Annotated in this window: 13 protein-coding genes; 5 read left to right on the forward strand and 8 right to left on the reverse strand. The window is 44.7% G+C overall.

Features of this window, described 5'->3' with window-relative positions:
- From MED222_RS21150 to MED222_RS21140, 3 genes are all read left to right on the forward strand, one after another.
- On the forward strand, positions 1-957 hold a 957-nt coding region (locus tag MED222_RS21150; RefSeq protein WP_009844733.1), incomplete at its 5' end, for an MBL fold metallo-hydrolase.
- A 67-nt stretch (positions 958-1,024) separates the two neighbouring features.
- A complete protein-coding gene (locus MED222_RS21145) occupies positions 1,025-1,789 on the forward strand; it encodes a fumarylacetoacetate hydrolase family protein (protein WP_009844734.1) in 765 nt (254 codons plus the stop codon).
- 191 nt (positions 1,790-1,980) lie between these two features.
- Positions 1,981-3,339, forward strand: coding sequence for a Na+/H+ antiporter NhaC family protein (locus tag MED222_RS21140; protein WP_009844735.1), 1,359 nt, complete (start codon positions 1,981-1,983; stop codon positions 3,337-3,339).
- 143 nt (positions 3,340-3,482) lie between these two features.
- Here the strand turns inward: MED222_RS21140 and MED222_RS21135 are convergent, their stop codons facing one another.
- Entirely contained in the window at positions 3,483-4,043 is a 561-nt protein-coding gene (locus MED222_RS21135) for a cysteine hydrolase family protein (protein WP_009844736.1), read from the reverse strand.
- 89 nt (positions 4,044-4,132) lie between these two features.
- Here MED222_RS21135 and MED222_RS21130 point away from each other — a divergent pair, with 89 nt between their 5' ends.
- Positions 4,133-5,065, forward strand: coding sequence for a GlxA family transcriptional regulator (locus MED222_RS21130; RefSeq protein ID WP_009844737.1), 933 nt, complete (start codon positions 4,133-4,135; stop codon positions 5,063-5,065).
- A gap of 65 nt (positions 5,066-5,130) precedes the next feature.
- On the opposite strand, the gene MED222_RS21125 is transcribed toward MED222_RS21130, so the two are convergent.
- The 3 genes from MED222_RS21125 to MED222_RS21115 all read right to left on the reverse strand — a co-directional run bounded on the left by MED222_RS21125 (position 5,131) and on the right by MED222_RS21115 (position 8,910).
- Complete coding sequence (locus tag MED222_RS21125; RefSeq protein WP_009844738.1) at positions 5,131-6,327, reverse strand: multidrug effflux MFS transporter; 1,197 nt, start codon at positions 6,325-6,327, stop codon at positions 5,131-5,133.
- Between the two features lie 287 nt (positions 6,328-6,614).
- Positions 6,615-6,995: a hypothetical protein gene (locus MED222_RS21120; RefSeq protein WP_009844739.1), complete on the reverse strand. Its 381-nt coding sequence runs from the start codon at positions 6,993-6,995 to the stop codon at positions 6,615-6,617.
- Positions 6,996-7,197: 202 nt separating this feature from the next.
- Positions 7,198-8,910, reverse strand: coding sequence for an RluA family pseudouridine synthase (locus tag MED222_RS21115; protein ID WP_009844740.1), 1,713 nt, complete (start codon positions 8,908-8,910; stop codon positions 7,198-7,200).
- Between the two features lie 291 nt (positions 8,911-9,201).
- Between MED222_RS21115 and MED222_RS21110 the strand changes: the two genes are divergently transcribed.
- On the forward strand, positions 9,202-9,654 hold the full coding sequence (locus MED222_RS21110; protein ID WP_009844741.1) for an NUDIX hydrolase: 453 nt from the start codon (positions 9,202-9,204) through the stop codon (positions 9,652-9,654).
- A gap of 17 nt (positions 9,655-9,671) precedes the next feature.
- Here the strand turns inward: MED222_RS21110 and MED222_RS21105 are convergent, their stop codons facing one another.
- From MED222_RS21105 to MED222_RS21090, 4 genes are all read right to left on the reverse strand, one after another.
- Positions 9,672-10,109 (reverse strand): bifunctional diaminohydroxyphosphoribosylaminopyrimidine deaminase/5-amino-6-(5-phosphoribosylamino)uracil reductase RibD, encoded by a 438-nt coding sequence (locus MED222_RS21105; RefSeq protein ID WP_009844742.1) that lies wholly within the window; start codon positions 10,107-10,109, stop codon positions 9,672-9,674.
- 261 nt (positions 10,110-10,370) lie between these two features.
- A complete protein-coding gene (locus MED222_RS21100; protein ID WP_009844743.1) occupies positions 10,371-10,898 on the reverse strand; it encodes a DUF4823 domain-containing protein in 528 nt (175 codons plus the stop codon).
- Positions 10,899-10,974: 76 nt separating this feature from the next.
- Entirely contained in the window at positions 10,975-11,562 is a 588-nt protein-coding gene (locus tag MED222_RS21095; RefSeq protein ID WP_009844744.1) for a nucleotidyltransferase family protein, read from the reverse strand.
- On the reverse strand, positions 11,562-11,849 hold the full coding sequence (locus MED222_RS21090; RefSeq protein WP_032555117.1) for a putative quinol monooxygenase: 288 nt from the start codon (positions 11,847-11,849) through the stop codon (positions 11,562-11,564). Before MED222_RS21090 ends, MED222_RS21095 begins: the two co-directional genes overlap by 1 nt.
- Between the last annotated feature and the right edge of the window lie 935 nt (positions 11,850-12,784).

Here is a 12,784-nt window from a genome sequence, read left to right on the forward strand (position 1 = left end):
AAGAAGTTTGTTAACAGTGAGCTGGAATACAAATCGGGTATGTCTGATATTTTTTCAATCTTGAAAGCATACGTGACAGTGGAAAGGAATGAGCCCGTGCCGCGCGCTGCATTGCCTTTGATTCCAATGACAGCTGAGCAATTGATCGAAGAACAAGACGACGTTGCTTACCGCTTAGGTCACTCCAGTGTGATGATGAAACTGGATGGGAAGCTAGTGATGACTGACCCTGTGTTCAGTGATCGTGCATCACCCGTGCAATGGATGGGGCCAAAACGTTTTCATCCGACACCAATCTCACTGCAAGAACTGCCTGATATTGATGTGGTGGTGATCAGCCATGATCACTACGACCATTTAGATAAAGGTGCGGTTAAAGTATTAGCCGACAAAGTAGGGACATTCTTGGTGCCACTTAGAGTCGGAGCGCTACTTGAAAAGTGGGGCGTGGATAAAGCAAAGATCATCGAGTTGAACTGGTGGGAATCGGCAACGGCCTCAGACATTGAGTTTACTTTGACGCCGACACAGCACTTCTCTGGACGTGGCTTGCTTGATCGTGACCAAACACTGTGGGGTAGCTGGGTTATTAACGCTTCAGACAAGAAAGTCTTCTTTAGCGGTGACTCCGGTTACTTCAGCGGCTTTAAAGAGATTGGTGAGCGCTACGGGCCGTTTGATTTAACCATGGTCGAAACGGGCGCATACAATTCACTTTGGGCGGATATTCATATGTTCCCAGAACAGAGTGTTCAGGCACACATTGATCTGCAAGGTAAGGTGATGATGCCAATCCACAACAGTACCTTCGACCTTTCTATGCACGATTGGCAAGACCCAATGGAACAAGCACTGGCGATAAGCAAAGAGCGAGATGTACAAATGGTAAGCCCTGTGATGGGTGAACGTTTGGTGATCTCAGAGCCCGTACCTGTTCAGGCATGGTGGAAACTGTAATTGGATGCCTACCCACAAGCTATAAATTTCAGTATTATAAAGCCCTATAATTTCAGGGTGATAAGACATGCAAAGTAAGTTTAAACAAGCGGCAAAAGAGTTACTAAGCTACCGAGTTGCTGGTATGAAAGCAGCGCGAATGAGTGAGCAATTTCGCCCGAACAACCTTGAAGATTCTTTACACATTCAAGCATCAATGGTTGACCTTCACCGCAGTAAAGTCGGTGGTTGGAAATGCCTGTTGCCATTGAGCGAAGAGAAGTTGATCGTTGCGCCTATTTTCGAAGATAGCGTTCAGTTTGGTTCTGAATGCGAGGCTTTTTCGGATAACGGAGTAGTTCGTATTGAACCTGAAATTGCTTTTGTCTTGGCCAAGCCTTTACCAGCAAATTCCAATGGTTACACTGAAGAGCAAGTTAATGAGGCTATCGGTTCGTGTCGCATGGCTTTAGAGCTTATTCAATCCCGCTTTGCTGATGATAGTGGCGTAGAGTTCTATGAGGTGTTGGCCGATGGCTTAGCTAATCAAGGTTTGTTTCTTGGTCCTGAGCTTAGTAAAGAGAGCGCTTTTGCAGCAGCGAACTTTGAGATTACTATTACTCAAGATGAGAAAGTGCAAGCCTTCTCTGGTAAGCACCCAAACTCACTACCACAAACTCCTATCTATTGGCTGATTAACACTATGACTCAACGCGGTGTTAGCTTCGAAGCGGGTGAGGCCATTATTACCGGGTCATATTGTGGTGTTGTTGAAGTCGAATTCGATCAACTAACGACAGTACGTTATGACGAGTTAGGCGAATATGAAGTGATATTTAAACAAAAGTTATAAAGCTTTCTGCTTACATGATCTGTTATCCAAAGGCTGCTTACTTGGTTAGTAAATAGCCTTTTCTATTATGTGATGTTCAATGGCGTGCTTATTACTTTGCATTAAATTGGGCGTTTAGACGTCTAGACGTTGACAACCTCTAAGTGTGACATTAGTCTGCTCATCTTCCTGTTCTATTGCGTTGATGTTCCATGTCCAATTCAAAAAATTCTAATGCGGTAATTGCCCCTTCGGCAGTTGCGCTTATCCCTCTTATCGTGTTCCTATCGTTGTTTATTGGCGTAGGTACGTACTTGTCGCTGCAAGGCGTCGATTTTGCTTTCTATCAGCTTCCAGCTCCAATTGCAGCTTTGCCTGCTGTGATGTTAGCGTTGTTGCTAAGCAAAGATAAATTGAACCGCGCTATCGAACAATTCTTAGGTGGAGTAGGTCACAAAGACATTATCGCAATGTGTATGATCTACCTATTGGCGGGTGCTTTTGCGGCTGTGGCTAAAGCGTCTGGTGGCGTGGACGCGACGGTAAACCTAGGTCTATCGGCGATTCCGACAAGCATGATCCTACCGGGTATCTTCCTAATTTCAGCTTTCATTGCGACCGCAATGGGCACATCTATGGGTACTATCGCTGCGGTAGCCCCTGTTGCGCTAGGCATTGCTGACTCAGCTGGCATGAGCATTCCTCTAACCGCTGGCGTGGTGCTAAGTGGCGCTATGTTTGGTGACAACCTGTCTATCATCTCTGATACCACGATTGCCGCGACACGCTCGCAAGGCTGTGAGATGAGAGACAAGTTTAAAGAGAACATCCGTATTGCACTGCCTGCTGCACTTATCGCGATTGTTATCTTTGCTTTCAACAGCACAGCGACTCAGGTGCCTGAAACGGGTCCAATCGAGTGGCTGAAAGTACTTCCGTACATCACTATCCTAATCCTTGCGGTATCGGGCATGAATGTATTCGTTGTGTTGACGATTGGTATCTTGCTAGCGGGTGGAGTGAGCCTAGGTTCTGTTGAGAACTACGGTATGACTGATTACGCTCAAGACATCTACGCAGGCTTCGGCAACATGCAGGAGATTTTCTTATTGTCGATGCTAATTGGCGGTTTGAGTGAGCTCATGCGTCGTCAAGGTGGATTAGCGTTCCTGACTAACTTAGTAAGTGGTGTGATTCGTGCGTTTGGTTCTTCACACTCTAAGCAAGCAAATGGCCGCGCAAGTGAGCTAGGCATTGCAGGCTTGGTATCAATGGTGAACCTATGTACGGCAAACAACACGGTAGCAATCATTGTGTCTGGTAGTGTTGCTCGCCAATTAGCTGAAGAGAACGATGTATCTCCTCGTCGCTCAGCGAGCTTATTGGATATCTTCTCGTGTGTGATTCAAGGCGTGTTGCCTTACGGTGCGCAGGTATTGCTATTAGGTTCGGTATTTAACCTATCGCCTTTGGATATTGTAGCTAACTCGTACTACTGTTTTGCTCTTGCAATCGTGGCTGTGGTTGCTGTGTTTATCAAACACCCAGCGCGTCAAGTGGCTCAAGCTTAGTAGCAATTGTTCAAGTTGAGTGATCTCAGACTCTAATAAGAAGGCTCCGAAAGGGGCCTTTTTTGCGCCTGAAAGAATTGTTTGGAAGCTAATTCTGATTTGAATATAGACAAAACCGCCCATGTGGACGGTTTTGAGTCTGACTAAAGTTGGCTTTCAAGCTCGCTGGCCGTTGCGACATTGCAGTAACCAAAGCTAAGCGCTGCCATGAAAGCGGCATGGACATGAGCTGCTGGAACCTTAACGCCATTGAACTCCATGTCTAAGGTTGTGCAAGCGTCATGCGCTACGTGGCATTCGTAGCCAAAATCGGTAGCCGCACGAGTCACTGCATCAATACACATGTGGCTCATTGCGCCAACGATGATCAGTTTCTCAATGCCTTGATCTTTTAGCACCTTGTTCAGTTCAGTATCTCTAAAGCTATTGATTTGATGCTTTATGATAACAGGTTCACCCTCTAGCGGAGTCACGCTGCTGTGGATTTGAGCACCGTCTGATTCTGGTAAGAAGAACGGAGCATCAACCGTCGGAAACTCATGACGTACATGAACCACAGGAAGTTGCTTGTCTCTGAAAGCGGATAATAACTGTGCACCTTTTTCTGCTGCTTGCTCTGTTTCAGACAGCGCCCATTTTGCGCCCTCGTATGAAGGGAAATAGTCATTTTGAAAGTCGATAAGTAGTAGTGCAGTGTTCTTCATATTCTATACCTTTGTATTTAGTGTGTTGCGGTGTAGGGGTATTATGAATACTCTGTAGTTTTTATCGCACGTCAAAAATGACAGACTCTATGGCAATAGTGACAAAATCAGTTGTGGTCGAAATCATCGACTACCCAGGCTCTCTGCAAAGTGCCGTGTTTGGCGTGAAAGAGTTTCTGCAGATGGCAAATTCTCTTGAACCTTCGCCTGAGAAGACTCAATTCAACGTTCAGATCCAAGCGCATGACAGTGTTAGCGTGTCGAACGCCGATATCATCATACTCCCACCGAATTTAGATGGTTGTTACTATCTAGAGCCGAGTGACACCTTGCTTGAGTACCTGATTGAGTCTCACCAAAGGGGGGCGATACTTTGCTCAGCTTGTGCCGGCGTGTTCATTTTGGCGAAAACAGGTTTGTTAGAAGGGCGAACCGTGACCACGCACTGGCAAGCGCAGCAGAAGTTTACGGAGCTTTACCCACAGATCGCAGTCGATATCGACAAAATCTTGATTGATGATGCGGATGTGATGACCGCTGGTGGTTTGATGTCGTGGATGGATCTCGCTTTGTTTATCCTGACCAAATACACGACACCGACCAACACTCGTAATCTAGGTAAATATTTGGTGCTTGATACGGGCTTGAGAGAGCAGCGCTACTATCAGAGTTTTGTGCCGAACTATGCTCACGGCAATGACAAGATTGTGTCGGTGCAGCGTTTTATTCAGAAGCATCATCATCTCCCTTTGTCGCTCGATCAATTGGCAGAAGAAGCCTTCATGACACGAAGAACCTTTATCCGACAATTTACTAAAGCGACCAGTTTTACGCCTATCAATTATATCCAACACGTACGTATTCAAAGCGCATGCGAGTTATTGGAAAGCTCTCATAAACCGGTAGAGCAGATCAGCTATTTGGTTGGTTATGAGGACGTAAACAGCTTCCGAAAAGTCTTCATGAAAATCATCGGCTTAACACCATCAAGATTTCGTTCTAGATTTCTCTCTGAGGAATGATTTTTTAATACTCACCATTCCTCATGTTTATCGACTCGTACAGTCAGTGATCATCTTGAAGGGGCCTAATTCAGTTTCTTAGTCACATACTCTTTGTTTCTGACCATTAGCCACATCAGGCCGCCTAGCGTACCGATGGATAATTGGATAAAGCCGAGGTTTTCAATCAGCGACTCTGGGCGGATTGAAACCAACACCATACCAAGTGAACCACAAATCATGCTAAAGAACTGAATCAATGCGACGGCAGAGCCCGTGTCATGATCTTGCTGGTTCAGCATTAAGTTGGTGCCCGGTACTCGCATGATGATAACCATCAGCGTCGCTGGTGCTGCGATAAACATAAAGAACCAAGGGGACAAGTCGCCGATGGTTAGGGTAAAGATTCCTGCTATCGCCAATAAAGCAAAACATCCAGAGATGACCTTTTGAACTGATATTCTGTAGGACAACTTCATATAAATTGTTGGGCCAAATGAGGCGCACAATGCATTGAATGCGAACGCGTAACTAAACTGTTGTTCGGTCAATCCAAAGTGATCGATGTAGATATAAGAACCCGCCGCAAGAAAGCCCATCAATGCCATCGGTATGATAGAGAAAATGACCAGCAGCTTGAGGAACGAGCGGTTTTTCATGACCACGCCCATCCTTCCCCATGAGCGGAACATAGAACCTTGGTATTTGGTTTCGAGTGTTTCTCGATAGCAGCAAGCTAAAACTGACGCAAATGCACCAAAAATGGCGAGGGTGACGAACATCATTCGCCAAGACGCAATTTTCAGTAAGAAGGCACCAAATACAGGCGCAACCATTGGCGCGATGATCACCAGTGACATGATAGTCGCCATGATCTTTTCACGTTCTCGGCCGTCATAAAGGTCTTTCACGATGGCGGTTGCGATAACGGTGATGGCACTGCCCGCAAAGGCTTGGAATATACGGGCACCAATCAACTGCTCAATGCTGTTGGTCATGGCACATAATACGCTCGCCACCATATAGCTTGCGATGCCAATGAGTAGAATCGGCTTACGTCCAAACTTTTCGCTGAGCGGTCCCCAGAACAACAGGCCAACCGCATAGGTCACGAAGTAGCTGCTCAGGGTTAGGTTGACCATCGATTGGTCGGTATTGAACACCTCAACCATTTGCGGAAGGGCTGGCAAATACAGGTCGATGGTCAATGGAGGAAACGCACTGATGATGACGAGGAAAAATAGCATACCGGTCTTACCCAGTATTGGTTGTGGTTTCTTCAAGGTATTTCCCCGCTATCCAATAAAGGGCTTTTAATGGATGTGATGTTGGCTTTCAGAAGGTTTAAGACACGCTAGACATGAAGGATGGATTCGCTCAAGAACTTGGCGGAAAATCTCTAATGGTTTGTCTTGGTACTTATTGTATTACAAAATATTATCACTCTTATAGTGAACGAGTTCAACCTGTTAGTGACTAGGTTAGATTGCAATGATGATCGATAGATTGTAGTGCGGATAGATAGTTTGTAATGCTCATCGAAAGCTTGTAGTAGCTGTGAGTTAGCTGGTTATCTTTTCTTTGGGCGCTTTTCTACCAAGCCGTTGCGTTCTAGGCCGCGTCTAACACTACTGCATAGCTTACCAAAACGGCGTAATTCTTCGAAGTTAGGGCCTTGGCCGATTGAAATACTGTGTTCCCAGTACATCAATTCACTGTCGACCATCTCCAATAATTTCTTAGAGCAACCAGAGCAGTTTCCTTTCGGTCCACAGATAAACGTCTCCGACTCGTAAAGAGGGAGTTCGTTTTTAACTTCTTTAATTAGATTGAGCATTGCCGAGTTTAAGTCTGGCTTTTTGTTTGTGAGTGGTTTCAAGCTTAGTGCTTGCGAAGCGATCACGGAAGAAGTCGTTGTGTTGGGTTGTATATTCAAAGCAGCTGATGACATATCAAAGGCCTCAAGGAAAGAAGAAGAGGCGCATGCTACTCCTCACAACAAAGTGGACCTTGATGTAGTGCAATAAGCGTGGTGAATTATCCGAAAGGGGTAGGAGAAAGAGGGAGTCAGAGTCACAAATGGTTTGTGACTCTGGTTTATCTCCTAGGCTCAACGCAGAAAATAGGCTTAACGCAGAAAGTAGTCTTAACGCTTAGAATTCGGCGTCGAACTGGAACTCCATCCACTCTTTGGTGACTGGGTGGTGTAGTGCTAGCCTTTCTGCGTGTAGGTGCAGTCGGTCGGCTTTGTTGCCATATAAGCCGTCACCAACAATAGGCATGTTAAGCCCTTCTTCATGTGAACAGTGAACACGTAATTGGTGTGTGCGGCCCGTTTTCGGGTGCAGATAAACCTTTGTTGTGTCTTGGCTTCGCTCAATCACTTCCCATTTCGTTTCAGCAGGCTTGCCGTGTTCGAAGCAGACAATCTGACGAGGACGATCGTATAAATCTCCACGTAGTGGTAAGCGAACATAACCTTCATCTTGCTCTAAAACGCCTTCTATCATTGCCACGTAACGCTTCTCAACTTCACGAGTAATGAACTGCTTCTGTAGGCTTTTGTTCGCACGTCGTGTAAGCGCAAATATTAGAATGCCAGAGGTCGCCATATCCAAGCGGTGGATAACAAATGGCCCTTCAACATCGGGATGCATTTCTTGAACACGAGTGTAGGCCGAATCTTTTATGGTTTTACCCGGTACGGATAGAAAGCCTGCTGGTTTGTGTACCACAACGATGTGATCGTCTTGGAACAGGATATCGAGGTCTTTGCCTTCTGCTGGGTTCTCTAGCAATGGGTTGGGATCGACTTCCAAGCCTTTCATCATATGGCCTAAAATCGGTACACACTTACTTTGGCAAGACGCGTAGTATTTCTTGTGCTTACGGATTTCCGATTTCGGTGAACGACCCCACCAAAATTCAGCCAATGCCAGCGGTGTGTAACCGTTCAAATACGCGTATTGCAGCAGCTTGGGAGCGGCACATTCGCCAGAACCCGCTGGTGGTATCTTGTTTGGGGTGTCTTCAAAGATCTGGTTGAGATCCTCAATGTTACCTTCCGCATTCTGGAAAGCGTATTGTGAAAACAGTTTGTGCTGAAGCTGATGAGAAAGGTGTGCTCTTTGCTCTTTTAGCTCAGCCAGTTGAGTCGTGAACACATCAACTTTAGCCTGCAACACTTGCAGAGTCTGTTCCCAGTTGAGTTTTAGATACTTCTGTTGGTTCTTGTCGGCAACACTGGCTTTGTTTAGCTCGTTATTTAGCTGTTCGAAGGCTTGCTCATCAAGGTTTTCTTTACATTGTTCGCGTTGTTCTTTACGTGTTTTTCGGCCTTCTATAATTAATAAACGCTGAGCTTCAATCTCTTGTTCAGCTTGTGCTTTTTGTTGTGCCAGTTGCTCGCACAGTTCAAGGTAATCAGCGTTTGCTTGCAGCGCTTTAAATTTCGCATTCACAGCCATCATGTCGGCCGTGTCTTGATGGAAAAAGCTGTCGCTACTCAACATGTCGAATACGGGCGGAACAAAGTGATGCAGTAGGTTTTGGTCGGCGATTTTTCCAGAGAAAGCAGAGAAGTAACCAAGCTCACCTTCAGGGCTTTTCACCAGTAACACACCAAACATTTTGCCGCGACCTGCGTCAGAATCTAAGCCGAAGTCATGTTGCCAATCGGTTTGCGTTTCTAGATATTGTTGAAGCTGATGAGAGGCGATTTCACACAGTGGATGCGGTTCATAATAGAACGGGAATGTGAAACGCTCAGGCAACGAATATGACTCGATCGGCTGTTGAAAACGAGTGAAGCAATGCTCAGGAGTATGGCTGTTTTCTGAGTCGTGCGTTGGTTTTGATGAGTGCATAGTCGTATTAATACTTATATCGTGGTGATAAATGGTTGTGAGTCTACTGTGTATGTTTAAAGGTTTTAAACACAGTACAAGGCGGCGATTCTACTCTTTATCGAAAAGCGCCTCAAATAAGAAATGGTTCTATTACTGGATAGCTAAGCGAGACGGTTAACACGGAACCCATGAGTTATGGCTTGAACTTCATTAATTGATGAGTAACTTCTCGTTTTTAATCATAGAAGGTAACTTCACAAACGAAGGGTGGTAGCCTTGCCGCCCTCTTATGAAAACTAAGGTAACGTTATGATTCCACTCAATACTTCGATTGTCTCCGGTGTCGCTCTTTCAGAGATCGACGGACAAATGAAAATGCTATTAATGAAGCGTGTAAAGGGCGAGTTTTGGTGTCACGTCGCAGGCTCGATTGAAGCGGGTGAAACAGGCTGGCAGGCTATCGTGCGCGAGTTTGAAGAAGAGACCCAAATTAAAGTGGAAGCTTTGTATAACGCGCAGTTTCTGGAGCAGTTTTACGAGGCTCACGTTAATGTGATTCAGCTAATCCCTCTGTTTGCGGTGCTATGCCCACCCAACCAAGCGATTGAACTGAATGACGAACATACAGAGTACCGCTGGTGCGATTTAGAGGAAGCGAAAGCACTTGCGCCGTTCCCCAACCAACATGCCGTCTACGATCATATTTGGTCGTATTTTGTCGATAAGCCAGGCAATCCGCTTTACCGAGTGAAATTGAATTAGCACTGGCTGTTTAAGATCTAGGACTTACCAAGATACGGGGTTAAAAAGGCGTTTACCTGTTCTTGGCATAACCCTACATCGACTTTCACGCCGTGCGACTCGAGTATCGCCACACCACGACCATTATTGCGAGGGTCTGGGTCTAGCATCGCCACTACTACGTGTTTTACACCTGCTTTAACCAATGTACTGGCGCAAGCGGGTGTTCTGCCAACAAATGAACATGGCTCTAAAGTTACGTAAGCGGTAACGCCTTCCATTTCTCCATCCGTTTCGCAGTCATAGCCATTCAGTGCTTCAACCTCGGCGTGGTTTCCACCGACCTTTTGCGTATATCCAACAGACACCACCTTATCGTTTTTCACCAAAACACAACCCACAGGCGGGTTTGGTTGGCAATCGGGTAGGGCTTGGCGCGAAGCTTCAAGAGCTTGCAGCATGTATTGTTGGTTCATGGTCGTTACTCAGTATGACGAGAGAGCGTAGCTGCTAGTCGCCACGCGCGGTTGATGAGTTGGTTAGTTACTAACTTACTAAGCTAATAAATTGATAAGCTAAGCAAGTGGGGGCATGTTCGATCTGATTGGGCTTTTAGTCAATGGTTTTACAGAGGCAAAGTTTGATTCGACATAGGTTAACCATGCTAACTACGGTGTCATAAGGTAGAGTTGATGTTGTCTACGCAATAGAGCTCAATTATTGAATCACCACGATAATTAATTTAATAGGCTAGCCATAAATTCGCTGACCGGCTCTGACAATAAATCTTGTGGGTGGTCACCGCCAAAGGTAGCTAGCCCGCTTTTTCCTTCGATTATGCCAGACTTAATAATTACTTTTGTTTTAACATCAACAACTGTAATTTTTACGCTTACTTTATCTGGCTTTGCTGACCATTCAGTCGCGCGATCTTCCCAGTGTAATATGGTAGGAAAAATTAAGTAGTCGAACTCATTGCTTTTCGCATATTCAAGGACAAAATTGTAGTCAGCTGCTTGGTTAGCGATTGCGACGTTGTTTAGTTTTGTGAATAACTCTGATTGAAGAGCTTTACTCACCATTAGTCCTGAGCCTGAATAATAGTGCTTCCCATACTCCCCATTCTTTGAGCGGCCGATTAAAACTGAATCACTTGTTTCAAATTTAGCTGTCGAGTTTACATCCGTAACCTGAAGTTTATGTGTATCAGCACACCCAATGATAACTAAGCTTATAAGTATCAGTAACGCACGTAAAATCGACATAATAGCTACCTTATATGGATGTGAGTTAATATTAACCATAGTTTATATTAAACATATTAATGTATAAAACTTGCGACTAATTAGTACGAGCGACAAAGGACCCTTTGAGACTCAAACAACCAATAGTTAACTTCGGCCAATGAGTTAACCAGTTTTTAGACTGAACTCGTTGATCAAACACGTCTCTGCTGCGATTGGGATTCGGTGTGATCTTTAAATCAAACAAACTCTCTAAACCAAAAGCCGAAATGCACTCGATTTCCCCTGTCGGGCTTTGCTTGACGGCGACTGCGGTTTCTTTCTCTGGCCAGTAACGCATCGCATCCAATGAGCTTTGATAGGGCTCATCCTCGTTTCGAGTATGCATGTTGGCTTGATTGCGAACTTGCCAATTTAATTCAGGCAACCGTTGTTGAAGTAGAGCCTCGTATCTAAGACCCGATTCGTAGAAGGTATCAATAGGATCAAAGTAGATCACATCAATATCATTAAGTGGAGTCGGGGAAGCATAACCATGTAGGTCGTCCCAAACTAGGTTTCTCACAAAGCCCGCAGCGACATAGCACTGCGGTAAATCCAGCTGATCGACACAGTCTAAAACCTGCATTCGTAAGGGATCTTGTTTGATCAACGTGACGATGTGGTTGGCTAGCGGACGTATCATTATGATGTCGGAACGTCGGTGACTTGGTAATGACGTGTCACGTTCTTGGAGGTTTCACCCCATTCAGACGTTTTTACTCGCTGTTGGTGCGCTTCAAACGCCTCACGGCTAGTGAATTCTTCATACACTTCAAAACGATTAGGTTGAAGTGAGCTTTGACTGACTCGAAACACGATACAACCGGGTTCTGAGAGTGTGAGTTCCTTATGAACAACCAGCGCTTGTGTGACGGCTTCTAGGTCGTTGTCTGGCACAAGAATATGCCCTTGTAGAATGACTTTACTCATGATCACGTCCATTTGATTTTATCCATTACTGTCTTTTTCTATTAAAAGCTCTTCCGTTACAAACATAATCCCATTTTGAGTTTGTGTCGTATAGGCCTGTGTGAATAAAAAATAGTCAATACAAAAAGCACGCAAGTTACAACGTAACTTTAATTGGGAGGAAGACAAGTATTACGCGAGAAAGGCCAGTTAATGGTAGGAGTAGGAAAGACAAATTATTGGGAACTAAATCTGTGTTAGTCCGGTCTATTAAATACGTATCACTGAACTGTATTGATACTGAAATGAATTTGTCATCTGAGATAACTAATCTAAATTTCGAACAACGGCTTAATAGATTGAATTGAGCCATAGTTGATAACTAGGTCATACTTTGATGTAAATGGTACTCGAAACTCTATATATTTTGTGACTTGTATCATTGATCTGGCCATCAAACACCGTTAGATTCGAATGGTAGGCAATAAAAATAGCTCATGAAGAGCAGATAAAGAAAAGGAAATATCCCTTATGAAAAAAATGAGAAGAGCACAGCTTCATCGCGTTCGCATCCAATACTGGAAAGACACAGCGAAAGAAGCTTCAAAGAAATAAGCTTTAAATCGTAAAGCTTTAAATCGTAAAGCTTTAAAAAAGCTGAACAGCTTAATCAAATGTAAAACGCAACAAACCGATTTCAATAGCACTCTCAAGGACCTTCATCTGGTCGGCGACTAAAGAAATTACCCCCCAAAGAGCTGGCAGGCATTAACAGTAATGCAATTCAATGTCAGCTCATTAATACCTCCTAGTTTATCTTTACCCGCTCAGCACTCTGAAGCAAAACCAAAACCAACCACCAATCCGTACCTTTGCCTCTATCACGAAAACCGTTGTTAGAATTCAAAGCACCTAACAATAAAACAGCGGCCAATAAAAAAGCTCCCGATTTCTCA

This window comes from Vibrio sp. MED222 (assembly GCF_000153005.1).
Lineage (GTDB): Bacteria > Pseudomonadota > Gammaproteobacteria > Enterobacterales > Vibrionaceae > Vibrio > Vibrio tasmaniensis_A.

What these genes read in the sequence shown, in the direction of transcription:
- MED222_RS21105 (WP_009844742.1), bottom strand. Translation starts at nt 10,109, where the DNA reads ATGAACCAACAATACATGCTGCAAGCTCTTGAAGCTTCGCGCCAAGCC.
- MED222_RS21130 (WP_009844737.1), top strand. Translation starts at nt 4,133, where the DNA reads ATGGCAATAGTGACAAAATCAGTTGTGGTCGAAATCATCGACTACCCA.
- MED222_RS21135 (WP_009844736.1), bottom strand. Translation starts at nt 4,043, where the DNA reads ATGAAGAACACTGCACTACTACTTATCGACTTTCAAAATGACTATTTC.
- MED222_RS21120 (WP_009844739.1), bottom strand. Translation starts at nt 6,995, where the DNA reads ATGTCATCAGCTGCTTTGAATATACAACCCAACACAACGACTTCTTCC.
- MED222_RS21110 (WP_009844741.1), top strand. Translation starts at nt 9,202, where the DNA reads ATGATTCCACTCAATACTTCGATTGTCTCCGGTGTCGCTCTTTCAGAG.
- MED222_RS21095 (WP_009844744.1), bottom strand. Translation starts at nt 11,562, where the DNA reads ATGATACGTCCGCTAGCCAACCACATCGTCACGTTGATCAAACAAGAT.
- MED222_RS21115 (WP_009844740.1), bottom strand. Translation starts at nt 8,910, where the DNA reads ATGCACTCATCAAAACCAACGCACGACTCAGAAAACAGCCATACTCCT.
- MED222_RS21140 (WP_009844735.1), top strand. Translation starts at nt 1,981, where the DNA reads ATGTCCAATTCAAAAAATTCTAATGCGGTAATTGCCCCTTCGGCAGTT.
- MED222_RS21090 (WP_032555117.1), bottom strand. Translation starts at nt 11,849, where the DNA reads ATGAGTAAAGTCATTCTACAAGGGCATATTCTTGTGCCAGACAACGAC.
- MED222_RS21145 (WP_009844734.1), top strand. Translation starts at nt 1,025, where the DNA reads ATGCAAAGTAAGTTTAAACAAGCGGCAAAAGAGTTACTAAGCTACCGA.
- MED222_RS21100 (WP_009844743.1), bottom strand. Translation starts at nt 10,898, where the DNA reads ATGTCGATTTTACGTGCGTTACTGATACTTATAAGCTTAGTTATCATT.